The sequence below is a fragment of the Pelomicrobium sp. P1 genome (genome assembly GCF_052805615.1).
On sequence record NZ_JBRBEM010000024.1, the window covers coordinates 1 to 17,084 of the forward strand.

Annotated in this window: 20 protein-coding genes and 2 pseudogenes; 13 read left to right on the forward strand and 9 right to left on the reverse strand. The window is 67.7% G+C overall.

Going from position 1 to position 17,084, the window contains the following annotated elements:
- Positions 1-19 precede the first annotated feature (19 nt).
- Positions 20-160 (forward strand): annotated as a pseudogene (locus ACUVYZ_RS16835) (IS5 family transposase); the annotation flags it as partial.
- On the opposite strand, the gene ACUVYZ_RS16840 reads toward ACUVYZ_RS16835, so the two are convergent.
- The gene (locus ACUVYZ_RS16840; protein WP_439935603.1) at positions 126-1,106 is read right to left on the reverse strand and encodes an AraC family transcriptional regulator; all 981 of its coding nucleotides are present in this window, start codon (positions 1,104-1,106) and stop codon (positions 126-128) included. The pseudogene ACUVYZ_RS16835 and the gene ACUVYZ_RS16840 sit on opposite strands and share 35 nt — an antisense overlap.
- A 136-nt stretch (positions 1,107-1,242) precedes the next feature.
- Between ACUVYZ_RS16840 and ACUVYZ_RS16845 the strand changes: the two genes are divergently transcribed.
- From ACUVYZ_RS16845 to ACUVYZ_RS16855, 3 genes are all read left to right on the forward strand, one after another.
- Complete coding sequence (locus ACUVYZ_RS16845; protein ID WP_439935604.1) at positions 1,243-1,632, forward strand: carboxymuconolactone decarboxylase family protein; 390 nt, start codon at positions 1,243-1,245, stop codon at positions 1,630-1,632.
- A 60-nt stretch (positions 1,633-1,692) separates the two neighbouring features.
- Positions 1,693-2,121 (forward strand): SRPBCC family protein, encoded by a 429-nt coding sequence (locus ACUVYZ_RS16850; RefSeq protein WP_439935605.1) that lies wholly within the window; start codon positions 1,693-1,695, stop codon positions 2,119-2,121.
- Positions 2,122-2,271: 150 nt separating this feature from the next.
- A complete protein-coding gene (locus ACUVYZ_RS16855; RefSeq protein WP_439935606.1) occupies positions 2,272-2,787 on the forward strand; it encodes a peroxiredoxin-like family protein in 516 nt (171 codons plus the stop codon).
- Between the two features lie 17 nt (positions 2,788-2,804).
- Here the strand turns inward: ACUVYZ_RS16855 and ACUVYZ_RS16860 are convergent, their stop codons facing one another.
- Together ACUVYZ_RS16860 and ACUVYZ_RS16865 are read right to left on the reverse strand one after the other, a co-directional pair.
- Positions 2,805-3,737 (reverse strand): aldo/keto reductase, encoded by a 933-nt coding sequence (locus ACUVYZ_RS16860; RefSeq protein WP_439935607.1) that lies wholly within the window; start codon positions 3,735-3,737, stop codon positions 2,805-2,807.
- Complete coding sequence (locus ACUVYZ_RS16865) at positions 3,734-5,053, reverse strand: NTP/NDP exchange transporter (RefSeq protein ID WP_439935608.1); 1,320 nt, start codon at positions 5,051-5,053, stop codon at positions 3,734-3,736. Before ACUVYZ_RS16865 ends, ACUVYZ_RS16860 begins: the two co-directional genes overlap by 4 nt.
- A gap of 159 nt (positions 5,054-5,212) precedes the next feature.
- On the opposite strand from ACUVYZ_RS16865, the gene ACUVYZ_RS16870 reads away from it, so the two are divergent.
- Both ACUVYZ_RS16870 and ACUVYZ_RS16875 read left to right on the forward strand, forming a co-directional pair.
- Positions 5,213-5,929: an AzlC family ABC transporter permease gene (locus tag ACUVYZ_RS16870; RefSeq protein ID WP_439935609.1), complete on the forward strand. Its 717-nt coding sequence runs from the start codon at positions 5,213-5,215 to the stop codon at positions 5,927-5,929.
- Positions 5,919-6,290, forward strand: a complete 372-nt coding sequence (locus tag ACUVYZ_RS16875; RefSeq protein WP_439935610.1) for an AzlD domain-containing protein — start codon at positions 5,919-5,921, stop codon at positions 6,288-6,290. Before ACUVYZ_RS16870 ends, ACUVYZ_RS16875 begins: the two co-directional genes overlap by 11 nt.
- Positions 6,291-6,297: 7 nt before the next feature.
- On the opposite strand, the gene ACUVYZ_RS16880 is transcribed toward ACUVYZ_RS16875, so the two are convergent.
- Positions 6,298-7,479, reverse strand: coding sequence for an MFS transporter (locus ACUVYZ_RS16880; protein ID WP_439935611.1), 1,182 nt, complete (start codon positions 7,477-7,479; stop codon positions 6,298-6,300).
- Positions 7,480-7,632: 153 nt separating this feature from the next.
- Here ACUVYZ_RS16880 and ACUVYZ_RS16885 point away from each other — a divergent pair, with 153 nt between their 5' ends.
- Both ACUVYZ_RS16885 and ACUVYZ_RS16890 read left to right on the forward strand, forming a co-directional pair.
- Positions 7,633-8,610, forward strand: coding sequence for a nitrilase-related carbon-nitrogen hydrolase (locus ACUVYZ_RS16885; RefSeq protein ID WP_439935612.1), 978 nt, complete (start codon positions 7,633-7,635; stop codon positions 8,608-8,610).
- An 88-nt stretch (positions 8,611-8,698) separates the two neighbouring features.
- Positions 8,699-9,127: a MerR family transcriptional regulator gene (locus ACUVYZ_RS16890; protein ID WP_439935613.1), complete on the forward strand. Its 429-nt coding sequence runs from the start codon at positions 8,699-8,701 to the stop codon at positions 9,125-9,127.
- A 63-nt stretch (positions 9,128-9,190) separates the two neighbouring features.
- Here the strand turns inward: ACUVYZ_RS16890 and ACUVYZ_RS16895 are convergent, their stop codons facing one another.
- The gene (locus tag ACUVYZ_RS16895) at positions 9,191-9,886 is read right to left on the reverse strand and encodes a dioxygenase family protein (RefSeq protein ID WP_439935614.1); all 696 of its coding nucleotides are present in this window, start codon (positions 9,884-9,886) and stop codon (positions 9,191-9,193) included.
- Positions 9,867-10,898: a S1C family serine protease gene (locus tag ACUVYZ_RS16900; RefSeq protein ID WP_439935615.1), complete on the reverse strand. Its 1,032-nt coding sequence runs from the start codon at positions 10,896-10,898 to the stop codon at positions 9,867-9,869. The genes ACUVYZ_RS16895 and ACUVYZ_RS16900 overlap by 20 nt, the downstream gene beginning before the upstream one ends.
- A gap of 174 nt (positions 10,899-11,072) precedes the next feature.
- Here ACUVYZ_RS16900 and ttcA point away from each other — a divergent pair, with 174 nt between their 5' ends.
- The 3 genes from ttcA (at position 11,073) to ACUVYZ_RS16915 (ending at position 13,481) form a co-directional block, all read left to right on the forward strand.
- Positions 11,073-11,942: a tRNA 2-thiocytidine(32) synthetase TtcA gene (gene ttcA / locus ACUVYZ_RS16905; protein ID WP_439935616.1), complete on the forward strand. Its 870-nt coding sequence runs from the start codon at positions 11,073-11,075 to the stop codon at positions 11,940-11,942.
- A gap of 10 nt (positions 11,943-11,952) precedes the next feature.
- The gene (locus ACUVYZ_RS16910) at positions 11,953-12,852 is read left to right on the forward strand and encodes an alpha/beta fold hydrolase (RefSeq protein WP_439935617.1); all 900 of its coding nucleotides are present in this window, start codon (positions 11,953-11,955) and stop codon (positions 12,850-12,852) included.
- A 395-nt stretch (positions 12,853-13,247) separates the two neighbouring features.
- Positions 13,248-13,481: a BTH_I0359 family protein gene (locus tag ACUVYZ_RS16915; RefSeq protein WP_439935618.1), complete on the forward strand. Its 234-nt coding sequence runs from the start codon at positions 13,248-13,250 to the stop codon at positions 13,479-13,481.
- Here ACUVYZ_RS16915 and ACUVYZ_RS16920 read toward each other — a convergent pair.
- Positions 13,468-14,286 (reverse strand): spermine/spermidine synthase domain-containing protein, encoded by an 819-nt coding sequence (locus ACUVYZ_RS16920; RefSeq protein WP_439935619.1) that lies wholly within the window; start codon positions 14,284-14,286, stop codon positions 13,468-13,470. The genes ACUVYZ_RS16915 and ACUVYZ_RS16920 overlap by 14 nt on opposite strands.
- Before the next feature lie 170 nt (positions 14,287-14,456).
- Here ACUVYZ_RS16920 and ACUVYZ_RS16925 point away from each other — a divergent pair, with 170 nt between their 5' ends.
- The gene (locus ACUVYZ_RS16925) at positions 14,457-15,806 is read left to right on the forward strand and encodes a DegQ family serine endoprotease (RefSeq protein WP_439935620.1); all 1,350 of its coding nucleotides are present in this window, start codon (positions 14,457-14,459) and stop codon (positions 15,804-15,806) included.
- Between the two features lie 9 nt (positions 15,807-15,815).
- On the opposite strand, the gene ACUVYZ_RS16930 is transcribed toward ACUVYZ_RS16925, so the two are convergent.
- Entirely contained in the window at positions 15,816-16,094 is a 279-nt protein-coding gene (locus tag ACUVYZ_RS16930; protein WP_439935621.1) for a DUF3460 family protein, read from the reverse strand.
- A gap of 83 nt (positions 16,095-16,177) precedes the next feature.
- Between ACUVYZ_RS16930 and ACUVYZ_RS16935 the strand changes: the two genes are divergently transcribed.
- On the forward strand, positions 16,178-16,831 hold the full coding sequence (locus tag ACUVYZ_RS16935) for a hypothetical protein (protein WP_439935622.1): 654 nt from the start codon (positions 16,178-16,180) through the stop codon (positions 16,829-16,831).
- Positions 16,832-16,893: 62 nt separating this feature from the next.
- Here the strand turns inward: ACUVYZ_RS16935 and groEL are convergent.
- A pseudogene (gene groEL, locus ACUVYZ_RS16940) lies at positions 16,894-17,084 on the reverse strand (chaperonin GroEL); the annotation flags it as partial.

Sequence of the window (17,084 nt, forward strand, 5' to 3'; positions counted from 1 at the left end):
TACATGATCGAAGCAAAGCCCGAGAATCTTGATTGGTGATCGCGCCTGCGACAGCGACACCCTGGACCAAGAGCTGAAGAAGGAGGGCGTGGAGCTCATTGCGCCGCATCGCTCCAACCGCAAGCTCAAGACCCAGGACGGGCGACGGCTGCGGCGCTACGCCCTTTATGAACCATCGCCACCGGTGTGCCCTCTTGTCGACGAAAAGCGCCCGGCCCGATTCCCGTGATCTTCTTGAAGACCTTGCCGAAGGCGGCCTCCGACCGGTAGCCCACCTTCTCCGCCACTACCGCTGTAGAAAGGCGCGTCTCGGCCAGCAGCTCCCGCGCCTTTTGCATGCGCCAGAGGGTCAGGTATTCCATGGGCGGCTGACCGACCAGTTGCTTGAAGCGGGCGGCAAGGGCCGAACGGGACATGCCGACGCGGGCGGCCAGCGAGACCAGGGTCCAGGACTGCTCAGGAGCTCGGTGTAGGTGTGCGAGGGCCGCGGCGATCTGGCGATCCGTGAGCGCCGCGAGCATCCCCGGCGGCGCGGGGGACTGCTGGATGTAGGCCCGCAGCATAAGGATGAACAAAGCCTCCGCGAGCCGATCGACCACCGCCTCCGCGCCGGGGCGCCCTGCCTTCGTCTCCTGGAGCATGAGGTCCAACGTCGTCTTGAGTCCGCTGAAGTCATGGCTGTCGGCCCCGCGGATGAGGATGAAAGGCGGCAGGGCCGCCAGCAGCGGATGCCTGGTGTCGCGGTCGAACTTGAAGTAGCCGCACAGAATCGTCGTCAGGGCGCCTCCTCCGCCGTGGGCGACGGGCCCATAGCCCTCCAGGTCCTGATCCGCCAGGAGCTTTTCGGCGGGAATCGCTTCGCTCTCCGGCGCATCGATCAGCTCATGGGGGTCACCCCGGAGAAAAACCGCCAGGTCACCGCCACGCAAGGGAATCGGCGCGGGCTTACCGGGCAGGCGAAGCCAGCAGCTTCCCCGGACCACCACATGGAACTCGGCGACCGGCTGGGGTCCGATTCCCATGCCCCAGGGTGCCCTGAATTCGCAGCGGAAATAGACCCCGCCGGCCAGGCGCAGGGAGCGCAGGATATCCGTCAATACATCCATGACATCACTCTAGTTTTGGACGTTCGCACAAGAATTCTGTATTTTTAATGATAGTTCGTGCTGAATGCCTGGACTAGAGTATAGGCGCCTTCCGCTTGGAAGGAACTTATCAACTCAAGGTCGAGGAGAAAGCAAGATGGCAACCGTGTCCTACGTGGAAGAGACCGCAGCCAACCACGACGTCAAGCTGGTCTATGACGAGATCAAGAAGGCGTTTGGGCTTCCTTTCGTGCCCAATCTCTTTAAGGCCATGGCAAATCATCCTGCCTACTTGCGCGCCACGTGGGAGCGCCTTAAGGTCATCATGGGTCCCGGGACGTTGGACCGCAAAACCAAGGAGATCATCGCCCTGGTCGTGTCGGCGACCAACGGATGTGAGTACTGCATCAACGCCCATACCGCGACGTTGAAGGCCATGGGCTTCGGCGACGCCGAGGTCACCGAACTCATGGCGGTCGTCGATCTATTCAACGGCTTCAACAAATTCCTCGACGGCCTTCGGGTCGAATCCGACTTGAGGCCTTGAGAGAGCTCTGGGCTTCGCAGCTTGTTTCATCGTTGGCTATCACGAGATAGGAGCGCAATCATGGGTAAATGCTACAACTCCGCGGTCATCAACGCCCCCTGCGAGAAGGTATGGGCCACCGTGCGCAACTTTCACGATCTGTCCTGGGCGCCCCAGGTCGTGACCAAGGCGGTGGCGGTGGGGGATCGCAAGGGGGATCAGATCGGCGCCAGGCGCATCCTCAACGACGCCTTCCACGAGACCCTGCTCGCCCTGGACGACCTGGAGCGTTCCCTCGCCTACAGCATCGACGACGGGCCCGGGCCGGTCGCCAAGGGGGCGGTGAGCAACTACGTGGGACGCGTGCGCGTCCTGCCCATCACGGAAAACGACACCACTTTCATCGAATGGAGCTCGACCTACGAGTCGGCCGATCCCGGCGCCGTCGGCGCCTTCTGCAACCCGATCTACCAGGCCCTTCTGAAGGCGCTGCAGCGGCATTTCGCGTAACCCGACGCCTGGTTTTCGGGTGAATTAGACCCGTCTTAAAATCGAGCACGGTGCGTAGAGCGCAGCGAAGCGCACTGTCCCTGTCCGAAAGCGCCGCTGCGGTGCGCTAAAGCGCTCCCCACTGCTGCTCGGCCAGCCAAGGAGAAAGACATGCCCCAGCTCAAACCCCGTCAACCCGTCCCTGACCTACAAGTGGAAACCCTGAACGCCGGAACCTGGAGACTCGCCAACCAAAGCCCCCGGCACTTCACCATGCTGGTGTTTTACCGCGGGCTTCACTGCCCGATCTGCAAGTCCTACCTGCGCGACCTGAACGGCAAGATTCCCGAGTTCACCGCCCGCGGCGTGGAGGCGATCGCCATCAGTTGCGACGACCGCGAGCGCGCCCTGCGGACGAAGCAAGAGTGGGGGCTGGAGCGGCTCAGGATCGGTTACGGCTTGACCATCTCCAAAGCCCGGGAATGGGGCCTGTTCATCTCCCGCGGCATCAAGGAAGGCGAACCGGCGGAATTCTCCGAGCCGGGGCTATTTCTGGTGAGGCCGGACGGGACGCTCTACGCCTCGGCGGTCAACTCCATGCCGTTCTCCCGTCCCTCCTTCGCCGACGTGCTCAACGCCGTCGATTTCGTGACCAGGAACGATTATCCGGCCCGCGGCGAGGCGTGAGTTGCGCTCGCGGGGCGCTAAATGGCGTCCATGAAGGCCGCCATCCTGCGGCGCATCGCGGCGTCCGGCAGCCGGCCGTAGCCCGCCAGCATGTTGTCTTCCAGGTGTCGAGGCTTTCCGGTGGCGGGAATGGCGCAGGTGACCGCCGGGTGGGAAACGATGTACTTGAGGAAAAACTGGGCCCAGCTCGTGCAATCGAACTCCACCGCCCACTCCGGCACGCTTTTGCCCCTGACCCGGTGGAACAGGTTTGCCTGGGCGAAGGGCCGGTTGACGATGACCGCGGTCCCGGTCTCGGCGGCCAGCGGCAGGAGCTGCTTTTCCGCCTCCCGCTCGGCGATGGAATAGTTGAGCTGCACGAAGTCGAACGCCCGGGTCTTTAGGATCCGCTCCAAGGCGTCGTAGGCGCCTTCGTGGTAGTGGGTGACGCCGATGTAGCGGACCCGGCCCTCCGCTTTCCAGGCCTTGAGCGTCTGCTGGTGGATCTCCAGGTCGAGAAGGTTGTGGATCTGCATAAGGTCCAGGCGCGCGACCCGCAGGCGGCGCAAGGATTGCTCCATCTGGCGGATGCCCGCCTCGCGGCCGGTGGTCCAGACCTTGGTGGCGTAGAACAGCTGGTCCGCCAGCCCGAGCGCGGAGGCGAGATCCCCGACCACGGTCTCGGCGTTCCCGTACATAGGGGAGCTGTCGATCACCGTGCCCCCGCGCAGGACGAAGCGCTGCAGCACCTCCTGGAGGGGCGCGCGTTCGGCGGTGCTTGCGCCCACGTCGAAGGTGCGGTAGGTGCCGAGCCCGATCACCGGAAGCGCCTCGCCGGTCCTCGGGATCGGGCGTTTCAGGATTTCCCGGCCCTCGGGGGGGTGGGCGAGGGCGCCGGGCCCCAGGGCGGCGCCCGCCGCCAGGGCCTGGATCACGCGGCGCCGCAGGGGGGAAGAAGGAGCAGCGGTCATGGGACGGTTTCCTGGGCGATGGCGGCGGTGGAGGGTACCGTGGATGGCTCGCGCCGGCGCAGGGCCTCGTGGCGCGCGCCCAGCCTGATCCCGAGGGCGAGGGAGAGGGCCGCCAGGGGCAGCGCGGCGAGGCAGATGCCCGTGGCGCCCAGCCCCAAGGCCCTCAGCGCCGTGTGCAGCCAGCCGCTCGCCGCGTCGCCGCCCCGGTAGACCACGGTGTCGATGAAGTTCTTGGCTTTGTACTTCTCTTCCACCGGGATCACCGTGAAAAGCGCTTCCCGCGCCGGTTTGGCGAGGAAGAAGTTGCAGGTCCGCCGCAGCACCTGGAAGGCGACGATCACGCCCAGCACCGGGAAAACGGCCAGCACGGCGAAGCCGGCGAGGGAGAGCAGAGGAAGGGCGGCGAGGGCAAGCCCAAGCCCGTAGCGCACCAGGATGCGGCCGGTCAGGAAGATCTGGCCCGCCAGGGTGAGGGCGTTCACCGCCAGGTCCATGGCGGCGAAGAGCTGGGTGCGGCCGCCCGGCGTGGCGATGGCGTCGCGCACGATGCGGGCCTGCTCGAAATAGAGAAAGGTGGACAGGGCCGTGAACAGCACGATGTAGAGGCCGATGCCCAGGAGATAGGGCGAGCTCAGGGTGAGGGTCAAGCCCGCCAGCACGCCGCCGCCCACGGGCTGGTCCCGGGAGGCCGTGACCGGGCCCGGGCGCGCCGACCGGTCGGACCAGCGCAACAGGGCGGCGATGAAGGCCAGGGTTCCGGCGAGGAAGGCGCAGGCGACGAGGAGCAGGTTGGCCGGCCCCAGTTGCTGCGCCAGCCACACCGTCAGCAGGGGACCCGTCACCGCGCCGAGACTGCCGCCGGCCGCGATAGTGCCGAAGAGCCGCTTCGCCTGGTCGCTGTCGAAAAGATCCGCCATGAAGCTCCAGAAGACGGACACGACGAACAGGTTGAACACGCTCACCCATACGAAGAAGCCCCGGGCCAGGAGTTCCCTGGGGGCGCCGCCCTCCAGCGCCAGGTAGAAGGCGATCAGGTGCGCCGCGAAGAAGAGGTACACGGCGGGCACCAGCCGGCGCAACCGGATGCGGGCGACCGCCCACCCGAACAGGGGAGTGGCCGCCAGCATGGCGGCGAAGGTGGCGGTGAAAGTCCACTGCAGGTTTTCCACGCCTCCCTGGATGCCCATTTCGTCCCGCACCGGCCGCAGCACGTAGTAGCCGCACAGCAGGCAGAAGAAGTAGGCTCCCGCTAGCAGGGCGGCGGGCCGCTCGTGGCGGGGAATCCCGGTCAACGACAGGCGCGGGGGTGAAGGCACGGGAGCCTCGTTGCGCTTTTCACGGTGGAACGAATTCCTTTCCGCCGGCCCGCGAGCCCCGGGAGGATTTCCGGACGGAATCGGTGCTCGTCGAGGCGCGGAATCGCCCCCAACGATAGGTCGTTCGCTCTACCGGCGCAAGCATATACAATCGCGGGCATGCGCTGGTCCGACAACGAAATTCGCCGGGGGTTGCTGGCCGGGGCCCGGGATGCGCTGGGCGCCCCGGCCCTGGTGCTCTTCGCCGGCATGGTGGGCTTTGGCGCCTTGGGGCGGGAGAGCGGCCTGGGCTTGTGGGTGACTTCCGCCACCAGCTTCTTCATCTACGCCCTGCCGGGGCAGGTAGTGTTCGTGGAAATGTTCGCGGTGGGCGCCTCGGGGCTGGCCATCTTTCTCGCCGTGTCCCTCACGGCCGCCCGCTTCCTGCCCATGACCCTCACCCTCATGCCCCACGTGCCCCGCCCCCACCACGGGCGCCTCCTGTATGCCCTGGTGCACCTGGTCTCCATGACCACCTGGGCCTCCATGATGAGCGCCTTCCCTCGGCTCAAGCCGGAGGAGCGGCTGCCGTACTTCACCGGCTTCGGCCTGGTGTGCTGGGGCGTGTCGGTGCCCGGGACGGTCCTCGGCTATCTCGCTGCGGGCCACGTGCCCACGTCCGTCACCCTGGGGCTGGTTTTCCTGAACCCACTTTTCTTCTTGCTCCTGTTCGCGGAAGTACGCCAGCGGGCGAGCCGGCTGGCGCTCCTGATCGGCGGGGTGAGCGGCCCCCTGGTGCATCTGGCTGCGCCCGGATGGAGCCTGCTCCTGTGCGGCGTCGTGGGCGGATCGGCCGCGTTCCTGCTGGAGCGGAGGTGGCGGCGTCATGGCCGCTGATCTGGCCCGCTCCCCCTACTGGCCCTGGATCCTGCTCGCGGCTGCCACGGTCGGGACCTATTTGTGGCGCGGGCTGGGCGTCGCCTTTGCCGGCCGGCTGCGCCTGGACAGTCCCTTGTTCCAGTGGTTCACCTGCGTCACCTACGCCATGCTGGCGGCCCTGGTGGCGCGGGTCATCGTGCTTCCGGTGGGGATCCTGGCGGAAACGCCCCTCGCCTTCCGGCTCGTCGCCGCCGCGGCGGGCATGGCAGTGATGCTATGGCGGCGCGGCGGCCTGCTGCCGGGCCTGGCCGCCGGCACTGGGCTCCTGATCCTCCTGTCGGCGATGGTAGCGGATCACCACAGAGCAACTCTGTGGTGAGAAAGCCTTACGCCGCCAGGCGGCCCGCCCGCCGCTGCAGGAGCAGCCACGCTGCCGCGGTGCCCGTCACCAGCAGGAAGGGCAGCGACCACAGGTTGAGGAGCTGCCATCCCTGGCCCGAGATGAGGACCCCGGAAGAGAAGGAGGAGGTGGCCAGGGTGAGGAAGATCAGGAAGTCGTTCACGCCCTGGGTCTTGGCCCGCTCCGCGGGGGTGTGGGTCTCGGTGAGCAGGGTCGTGCCGCCGACGAACATGAAGTTCCAGCCCACGCCCAGCAGGAACAAGGCCAGCCAGAAGTTCATGACCGCGACCCCCGCCAGCGCCACGCCCACGCAGGCGAACATGAGGGCGACACCCGTGAGGATGACGGGCACGACGCCAAAGCGCTGGATCAGGGAGCCCGTCACGAAGGAAGGGGCGAACATGCCGATCACGTGCCATTCGATCACGAAGGCGGCGTCGTGGTACGGGTGGTGGTGCTGGGTCATGGCGATGGGGGTCGCCGTCATGAGCAGGTTCATAACGCCGTAGCCCACCATGGCGGAGAGGACCGCCACCGCGAAGGCCGGCTGGGCCATGATGCGGGAAAGGGGCCGCCCCGCCACCCGCCGCTCGTGCTCCTCCATGGGTGGAATGTCGATGAAGCGCGAGAGGAGCATGGCGATGACCGAAAACCCCATGAGGGAGGCATACGATCCCATGTACGGGGCCCACAGGAGGTCCAGGGTGAGCTTGCTGCTTTCGGGGCCCAGGACGCCGCCGGCGATGCCGCCGGCCATCACCAGCGAGATGGCCTTGCTCTTGAAGTCCAGGCTGGCGGTCTCCGCCGCAGCGAAACGATAGTACTGGCCAAAGGCGTTGTAGACGCCCGCCACCAGGGTGCCGAGGCACAGGGTCCAGAAGCTTTCCAGGTGAACGGCCAGGGTGCACACGGCGGCGCCGGCGAAGCCGAAGGCGGCGCCGGTCATGAAACCGGCGCGCCGTCCCACCCGCTTCATCCAGAAGGACGCGGGCAGGGTGGAGAGGGCGCCGCCCACCACGTAGGCGGTGACGGGCAGCGTCGCCAGCGCCTTGACCTCCGCCAGGGCGAAGCCGGCGAGCCCGTTGATGGAAATCAGGATGACGTTGTGGGTGAAGAGCAGGGCCTGGCAGGCGGCCAGCACCAGGACGTTTTTCCGGGCTCGGTCCATGATCGGGGGCTATAATCTTTTTCGTTCCCGCTCCGGCCGCAGGCGCACTGGAAGGACGGGGCCGGGGGCTCGCGCGGGAAAACGCGATCATAGCCCAGAAACCCCCCGGCGAGACGCCGGAAAGTTTTTGCCGCGGCAGGAGGGCCGGCTTTCATGACGCAGGAGCGGCACAAGCGCTTCGTGGCGGCGGTGGTGCAGGCCGCGCCGGTCGCCTTCGACCGGGCCCGCACCCTGGAGAAGGTGCGAGCCCTGGCGGCGGAAGCCGCGGACAAGGGAGCGAAGGTGGTCCTCTTTCCCGAGGCCTTCGTGTCCGCCTATCCCAAGGGCGCGGACTTCGGCGCCCGCATCGGCATGCGCTCGCCCGAGGGGCGGGAGGAATTCCTCCGCTACTTCGATTCCGCTGTGGACGTGCCGGGCCCCCACGTGGACTTCCTCGCCCAGGTGGCCGGCGAGAACCGCCTCTACCTGGTGATCGGCGTGATCGAGCGGGAGGTAGGCACCCTCTACTGCACCGTCCTGTTCTTTTCACCCGAGGGCCGCTATCTCGGCAAGCACCGCAAGCTCATGCCCACCGCCGTGGAGCGTCTGGTGTGGGGCTTCGGGGACGGCTCCACCCTGCCGGTGTTCGACACTCCGTACGGGCGCCTCGGGGCCGTCATCTGCTGGGAAAACTACATGCCGCTCCTGCGCATGGCCATGTACGCGAAGAACATTCAGCTCTATTGCGCCCCCACCGCCGACGGCCGCGCCACCTGGCTTCCCACCATGCAGCACGTGGCCTTGGAGGGCCGCTGCTTCGTGCTCTCGTGCAACCAGTTCACCCGCCGCCGGGACTTCCCTGCCGACTTCACCCTGGTGCAGGGGAACGACCCCGACACGGTGATCAGCCGCGGCGGAAGCTGCATCGTGGGGCCCCTGGGGCAGGTGCTGGCGGGGCCCGACTTCGAGGGCGAGGCCATCCTGACCGCCGAGCTCGACTTGGGCGAGATCGTGCGCGGTAAGTACGACTTCGACGTGGTGGGTCACTACGCCCGGCCCGACGTCTTTCGTCTGTACGTCAACGAGCGGCCCCAGCCGCCGGTGGTGGTCGCGGACGGGACGCCGGAAGATCCGTTTCCCGGCAAGCCCTGAGGGGAAACAAGATTTATTAACATTTCCACCCTTGACCCTGTACTAACGTACACAGAATAAATTTGCCTCCGCCAAGCGAGGAGGGGGTATGGAAGGGTGGACCATCGGGGAAGTGGCCCGGCGGGCGGGCGTCGGCGTCGAGACGATCCGCTTCTACGAGCGGGAAGGGCTGATCGAGCAGCCTCCCCGGCCGAAGGGCTCGGGCTATCGCCGCTACCCGGAGGCCACCGTCCTCCGCATCCGCTTCATCCGCCAGGCGCGGGATCTGGGTTTTTCCCTCAAGGAAATCGGCGAGCTGATCCACCTGCGGGGGCTCCCCGGTGCGGACGCCTCCCAGGTGCGCGCCTGGGTGGAGACCCGACTCGCCCAGGTGGACCAGCGCATCGACAAGCTCCAGCGGTTGAGGCGCGTCCTCGAAGCCCTGATCGCCACCTGCCCGATGGAAGGGCCCCTGTCCCAATGCGCTATCATCCACGCCCTGGAGCAGGGCGTCATCGCGATCCAGACTGAAGAATAGGCTCGCGGTGACCGCTCGCGCCGCCCGGTCCGCGGAACCCTTTGCCCCGTTCCCCCTCCGGAATCAGCCCCGCTTCTCGAACGGCCCGTCCCGGTCCAGCACGATGTCGAAGACGCCCACCGGCTCACCCGTTTCGGCGCGGGCGTCGAAAGCGACAATGAGGCTCGCTCGAGCCTTCGGGTCGCGGATTGCGTTGAGGATGAAATCCCGCTCGTTTTCCGGCGCGCCCGCCACGTACATCTGGGTGACCAGGGGCGAGAAGTCCTCGCCGCCGATGGCGAAATGGATGTGGGGCGCGCGGCCCGGGTAGGGCACCGGCTTGATGGTGCGGAAGCGGTAGGCGCCGTCCTCTCCCGTGACGAACTGGCCGTAGCCCTGGAAGTTGGGATCGATGGGCCGGTCGCTGCGGTCGTGGGGATGGTGGTAGCGGCCGAAGGCGTTGCACTGCCAGATCTCGATGCGGGCCTTGGGCACGGGCCGCCCGTTCCGGTCCAGGACGCGTCCCACCACGTGCACGATCTCCCCGCTGGCTAAACCCGGGCGGCCGGCGACGGTGACGAGATCGTTGTCCTTCTCCAGCGGCAAAGTGAGGGGATAGAACGGCCCCCGGGTCTGGCGCGGCGTGGGGATAAGGGCCGCGAGCAGGGCGGGGGAGGCGAAGAGGGCCCCTGCCCCCATAGCGCCCGCGAGGAAACGGCGCCGCTGGAAGCGGCCCGCGGCTAGAGGGAGGGGCGAGGGTTCAGTAGGCTTGCTTGACACGGAGGTACTCCTCCCGGTTCATGGAAGTCACGGAAATCTCCTTGAGCAGGTTGCCCTGGAGCACCTGCAGTTTCACCGCGGTGCCGGCGGGCCCTTTGGCCCACAGCTTGCGATAGAAGTCGGCCTGGTTCTCCAGCGGATTCCCGTCGAGCCCGGTCACAATGTCGTTGGGCCGGATGCCGGCCCGGTCGGCGGGACCTTCGGGCGCGACCCGCACCACGAACAGCCGCCCTTGGACCTCTTCGGTGGACAGCCCCAGCCAGGGCCTGGGGGGCCCGGTGCGCCGACCGTCGTCCAGCAGGTCGGCCAGGATCGGTTTCAAGATGTCGACGGGCACGAACATGTTGCCGGGAAAGCGCACCCCCGGCTCGACGGCGTCGGGCACCAGCAGGGAGCCGATGCCCAATAGCCGCCCGTCCTGCCCGATCAGGGCGGCCCCGCCCCAGTTGAGCACGGGGGGCACGGTGAAGATGGCGTTCTCCAGCAGGTATTCCCAGGCGCCAGTGAACTGGCGCCGGGAAACCACCATTCCTACCGCTGTGGCGGAGGGTCCGCCGAAGCCCGCGATCAGCACCTCGTCCCGGACTTTAAGCTGGCTGGCGTCGCCTAACTCGATGGGGGGCACGCTCACGGGCGTGACGGTGCGCGCCAGCCCGAAACCTGTCGCGTGGTCGTAGGCGATCAGAGTGGCGGCGTGGGTCTTGCCGGTGGAATCGGTGACCTCGATGCTGTCGGCTTCCAGCACCAGGTAGCCGATGGTGAGCACCAGGCCGTTCGGATCGATCACCACGCCGCTTCCTTCCCGACTATGCCCGAGGTAAGGCGCGGTGCGGGCGTCGGGTAGCGCCTTGGTTTTCACTCGCACCACCGCCGCCAGGGGATTGGGACCGTCGGCGCTGCCGTTGGCCTCGGCCGCTTCTGTGGCGGGAGAAAAGGAAAGGCTCGCCCAGAAAAGCGCCAGGACCGCGATTCCCAGCCCGGAGCGGCGAGCGGGGCGGCGGGGTGCGGTCATGGGGATCCTCCTTTGCCCGGCGACGGGCAATCAATCCCTTAGGCGGTTCGAACCGGGGAATAGTTCGGCAGTCGCAAGCCCGCGCCGGGGCGCGTAGGCAAGGGCAATTCGTTCTGGGAGAATAGCATTTTGAATGCAGGGGACTGCCGGCGGTAGCAGGTGGCGAGCACAACGATGGGCGCGGACACGCGAAAACAGGATTTCGAGGCGAACAAGCGGGCCAAGCGCCTGCGCCGTCTGGTGGGGCAGGCGATCCACGACTACCGGATGATCGAAGCCGGCGATCACGTGATGGTCTGCCTCTCGGGAGGCAAGGACAGCTACACCTTGCTGGATGTCCTGCTGGCCCTCCAGGAGAAGGCCCCGGTCCCCTTCCGGCTCACCGCGGTTAACCTGGACCAGAAGCAGCCCGGTTTCCCCGAGCACGTGCTGCCGGAATATCTGACGGCTCGCGGCGTTTCCTACCGCATCGAGCGCCAGGATACCTATAGCGTGGTCAAGCGGGTCATCCCCGAGGGCAGGACCCTGTGCTCCCTCTGCTCCCGGTTGCGCCGCGGCATCCTGTACCGGGTCGCCTCGGAGATCGGCGCCACCAAGATCGCCCTGGGCCACCACCGGGACGACATCCTGGAGACCCTCTTCCTCAACCTGTTCTACGGGGGCAAGCTCAAGGCTATGCCGCCCAAGCTCGCGTCCGACGACGGCCGGCACGTGGTGATCCGGCCTCTCGCCTACTGCCGCGAGGGGGACATCGCCGCGTACGCGCAAGAGCGGCGCTTCCCCATCATCCCCTGCAACCTGTGCGGCTCCCAGCCCAACCTGAAGCGGCAGGCGGTGAAGGAGATGCTGCGGGAGTGGGAAAAGCGCTTTCCGGGGCGGATCGAAAGCCTGTTCCGCAGCCTGCAGAACGTGGTGCCCTCCCACCTCGCCGACCCGCGGCTTTACGACTTCGCCAACTTGAGGCCGCCCGGCTCGCCCCAGCCCGAGGGCGACCGAGCCTTCGACCCCGAGGAATTTCCCCAGCCCGCGTTCGCGGAGGACTGACGGTCTGTTCGTGAGTCCCGAACCGCTCGCCGTCCCGCCGAGCGCCACCCTGCGCCTGCCCGACGGCCGCCGCCTCGGCTACGCCGACTACGGTGACCCGGGGGGCGTGCCGGTGCTGGTGTTTCACGGGCTGCCGGGCTCCCGCTACCAGCGGCATCCGGACCTGGGTCTGGCGGCGCGGCTCGGCGCCCGCATCGTGGCGCCGGAGCGGCCGGGGTTCGGGCTCTCCGATTCGCTGCCCTCCCGGCGCCTCACCGATTGGGCCGGGGACGTGGCGGCCCTGGTCGATGCGCTGGGCTTCGAACGTTTCGCGGTCGCTGGCGTCTCCGCCGGCGGCCCTTATGCGCTTGCCTGTGCGGCATGGCTTGCGAAACGCGTCGCGGGGGCGGCGGTGGTGAGCGGCGTGGGCCCGCCGGGGTCGATGCCCGGCGCCATGCCTATGGCATGGACAGTACGGGCCGCGTTCCGGCTGGCGCCCCGCTTTCCCTGGCTTTTGCACGCACCCCTAGGCGCGGCCGCCGCCCTCGGGCGCGCCCAGCCGGGGCGCTACCTGGATCTGCTCGCCTCCCACCTCCACCCGGTGGACCGGGAAGTGCTGGCGAGGCCCACGGTGCGCGCTATGTTCGCCCAGGATCTGGCCGAGGGACTGCGGCGCGGCGCCGGGCCCTTCCTCCAGGACCTGGGGTTGCTCGCCGCCGATTGGGGCTTCGATCCGGCGACGATCGAGGTGCCGGTCGAGCTCTGGCACGGGGACGCGGACCTGATGATTCCCCTCTCCGCGGCCCTGGCCCTGGAGCGGCGGTTGAAGCGGCCGCGGCTGGAGCGGGTCTGCGGCGGCGGCCACTTCTTGGTGATCGACCGCTGGCCGGAGATCCTCGGCCGGCTCATCGCCGCGCTCTCGACCTCTTGAGGGGCTTCTTAGGTGTCGAGAGGATGGCGATGGTGTCGCGGATCTGGACGCGGGATCCGTTCGACGACACTGGTTCCAAGGGCCGGGAACGGTTTTTTCCCAAGGGCGGAAGCGCCCCGGCAAAGGGCTCCCGATGGGGGTCAAAGAAAAAAGCTTGACATCAGAACGTTACGGGGAATCCGGAGGGCGGTCTGGACAAGGGGTTCCCGGGCGCTCCGGCGGCCCGGCGGGCCGGGGGCTGGCATGCTCTTTGCGCATTCATCGGGAGACAGGCAGAACCTTGACCAGGAATTGGGTGCAGGAAAGGGAGAAATAGGGTGGAAACGCCACGCGCCAGCTTGGGGGAAGCGCGCCCGATTTGGGGACAAGGCCTCACGGCAACGGAGGTGGATCACATGGTCGTGCTTTATAGTAGCCAGAACTACTACGTGGTGGAGTATCCGATGCAGTGCGGCCTGGAAGTGATCGACCGCCAGACCCGGCGCGGGGTGTTTCTCACGGGAGAGCTGGCCTCCACCATCCGCGTGTCCATGGAGCACGTGCTGGCCGAGAATCCCTCCCAGGAATCCATGGACCAGTTTCTGGGCGAGTTCGAGGGATTGCTGACCCAGCCGGTCATTCTTCACTGAACTTCAGGGCGCGCCCGGCGGGGTTGCTGCTCTGGCGCAGCGCCCGAACGAACGCGCCGAACGGCAGCCCCAACGCCTGTTCCAGCGCCTTTCCACGCCGCTTCAATACTTCCCATCTCAGCCTGGCCGGCGCATCGCGCAGGGCCAGCGCGACCACGTTGCTCCCGGGCTCCGGTTGGAGACATAGGGGTCGCGTCCCGAAGGCGGCTTCCAGGCGCTTCAAGTGCCGGGGGAGGGCCGGATCGTCCCCCAGCAGGTTCAACACCAGCGCGCCCCCCGCCCGCAGGGCATCCCGCGCATCGGCTAAAAAGGAAGCGTCCGCCAGGGCCGGCGCCGGACAACGGGCGTCGAAGGCATCCACCAGGAGGGCGTCCGCGGTCCCGGGGTGGGAGCGGACGTAGTCCGCCCCGTCGCCGAGCTGGACCTTCAGCCGCTCGTCGTCCTCCGGCAGATAAAAGAAGCTGCGCGCCGCCGCCACCACCCGGGGGTGAAGCTCCACCACGGTGGTGCGCACGCCGGGCAGGCGATGGTGGATGAACTTGGCGAGGGACCCGCCCCCCAGGCCGATCATCAGCACTTCCCTCGGATGGGGGACGAAGAGCAGGAACGCCATCATCGCCCGGGTGTAGGCGAGCTCCAGCGCGTTGGGGTCCGCGAGGCGCATGGCGCTTTGCACTCGCTCGTCCCCCAGATGGAGCGCACGCACGCCGTCCTGCTCGCTGATGGCGATGCGCGGTTCTTCGCCTTCGCCCCGGCCGGCGAGGACTCGGAGCCCGAGGCGTCGCTTTCTGCCGTCAGGCGTCACGGTGGTCCTGGCTCCGGCCCGAGGGACCTGACGAGAAGCAAAAATTTGTTAAGCTTGGCCGGGCGCTGGGGTAAATCCTTGCGCTCGGGAGCTTGAGCGCGCCCGCGCACGAGGGAGCGTCGACGGCCCGGCCGCCCGGGGTTCGCGGCAGTCTGCACGAGGAGGACTTTGTGAAGCGACAAGCATGGATACTGGCATGGACCGCGTTGGCCGCGGTCCTCTGGCTCCCGCCGACGGTGTCCGGGGCGCTGCCCCCAGGCCGCGCGGGGGAGATCCCGACCCTCGCCCCCATGCTGGCCGAAGTGACGCCTGGCGTGGTCAACATCGCGGTGATCTCCCGCGCCCAGGACTACGACAACCCGCTGCTGCGGGACCCGTTCTTCCGCCGCTTCTTCAACATTCCCGACCCCCGCCCCACTATCAGCGCCGGCTCCGGCGTCATCGTGGACGCGGCCCAGGGTTACGTGCTCACCAACCACCACGTCATCCAAAAGGCGGATCAGGTGGTAGTCACTACCCGGGATCGGCGCCGCTTCAACGCCCGGCTGGTGGGCAGCGACCCGGGCACGGACATCGCACTCCTCAAGATCGACGCGGACAACCTGAAGGCAATCCCTTTCGGCGACTCCGACGCGCTGCGGGTCGGCGATTTCGTAGTGGCCATCGGCAACCCCTTCGGCCTGGGGCAGACGGCCACCTCCGGCATCGTGAGCGCGCTAGGCCGCAGCGGCATCAACGTGGAGGGCTACGAGGACTTCATTCAAACCGACGCGTCCATCAATCCCGGAAACTCCGGGGGCGCCCTAGTGAATCTCCGGGGCGAGCTGGTGGGCATCAACACGGCCATTATCGCCCCCTCCGGCGGCAACGTGGGCATCGGCTTCGCGGTGCCTTCCAACATGGCCCGCCGGGTCATGGACCAGCTCATCCGCTTCGGCGAGGTGCGCCGGGGCTGGCTGGGGGTCACCGTGCAGGACTTGACGCCGGATCTCGCCAAGGCCCTGGGCGTTCCCCTGGCCGAGGGCGCGGTGGTGGTGGAGGTGGCCGAAGGCTCCCCCGCGCAGAAGGCCGGGCTGAAACCCCGGGACATCATCACCTCGATCAACGGGCGGGCGATGCGCACTTCGAGCGAGGTAAGGAACGAGCTGGGGCTTACTCCCGTGGGCGAGCGGGTGGAGATCCGGGTGCTGCGAGAAGGCAGGCCCCTGACCCTCGCAGGCCGCATCGGGGAGGTGGGCGGACCGGGCAGCGGCGGAGTTGCCGTGCCCCAGCTCGCCGGCGCCCGCTTGGCGGACGTGGAGCGGGGCGGCCGGCCCCAGGGGGTGGGCGTGGTCTCGGTGGAGCGGGATTCGGAGGCTTGGCGGCTGGGGCTGCGCCGGGGCGACGTGATCATCGCCGTGAATCAGCGGCGGGTTGCGTCGGTAGCGGAGCTGCGGGAAGCCCTCAAGGACGCGGACCGCACCCTGGCCCTGACCATCGTGCGGGGGGACGCGGTGCTCAATCTGATCGCGCGGCGCTGAAGCCAGAGTTCAAGCGGCCTGGTTTTCTTCCCGGGCTTGTGGCGCGGCGGGCCGCTTCGGCTCGGGCAACGGATAGTAGTAGTAACCCCGGATCGGCTCCTGCACTTCCTTGTAGCGCCGCTGCTCCTCCAGGTCGATTTTCTTGTCCCACCAGCGGCAGCGGGCCTTGCGCTGCTCCTCCGCGAGGTGGGGGTTCTTCTCCATGAGCTCCCGGATGAATTTGGTCACGTCCGATTCGTACATGGCGCACTCTGGAGGGGAATGAAGAACCGCTTGAGTGGCCGCCATTTTAGCATTCCGTGGCCGACGCTGCGGACGCCGGCGGCCATGGTATCGTGACCGGGGCCAGGGTCGAAGGAAGCGGAAAGGTCATGGAGCCGGAAAGGGAGGCGCTCGTGGGTCACGTGGGCCCGGCCGGGGTCGACCGTAGCCCGGGGGCGGCGCTCGGGCGACGCGCCCGGGCCTTCGCCGGAGCTGTGGGGGCGCTGGCGCTAGCTTTCTGCCTCCCGGGTGCCCGGGCCGCCGGAGAGGAGCGCTTCGAAGTCCCCCGGCCGCCGGGATGGAAGCTGAGCCTGTCCCTCACTTGGCCCGATCTGCGCATGCTGGAATACCTCCCGTCGGGGCAGACCCTGGAGGCGTGGCAGGACCGGTTGACAGTCCAGTCCTTCCCGCGGCTCAGGGACGTATCCCTCGAGCGCTATCTCGATTCCATCGGCCAGCAGGCACGCCGGGTCTGCGATCAGGTCCAGGTGACCGCGATCGGGAGCGGGACCTTGAACGGCTATCCGACGGCTGACATGGGGCTTTATTGCACCCGATTCGTCGAATCCGGCCAGGGGGAGATCACCCTGTTCCGGGTCGTGCAGGGCGTCGAGGGGTTGTACGTGGTGCAGCGGGCCTGGCGCGTGACGCCGTTCAGCCTCGCCGCGCCCCCCGTCAGGCTGGAGGTCATCGCCCAGTGGGCCGAGTACCTGCGGTCCATCACCGTGTGCCACCCGGCCGTTCCCGCCCATCCCTGTCCGTAGAGAGGCATAAAAAAAAAGCCCCGCGTACGCGGGGCCTTCCGTGCCAGGTCTTCGGGTGCCGGTCAATAGTCCATGTCGCCCGTGCCGTGGCCGGCCGAGGCGGTGGCTTTTTCCTCCTTCGGCAGCTCGGCCACCATGGCGTCGGTGGTGAGGATCAGCCCGGCGATGGAGGCCGCGTTCTGCAGGGCGGTGCGCGCCACCTTGGTCGGGTCGATCACGCCCATGGCCACCAGGTCGCCGTACTCGCCGCTCT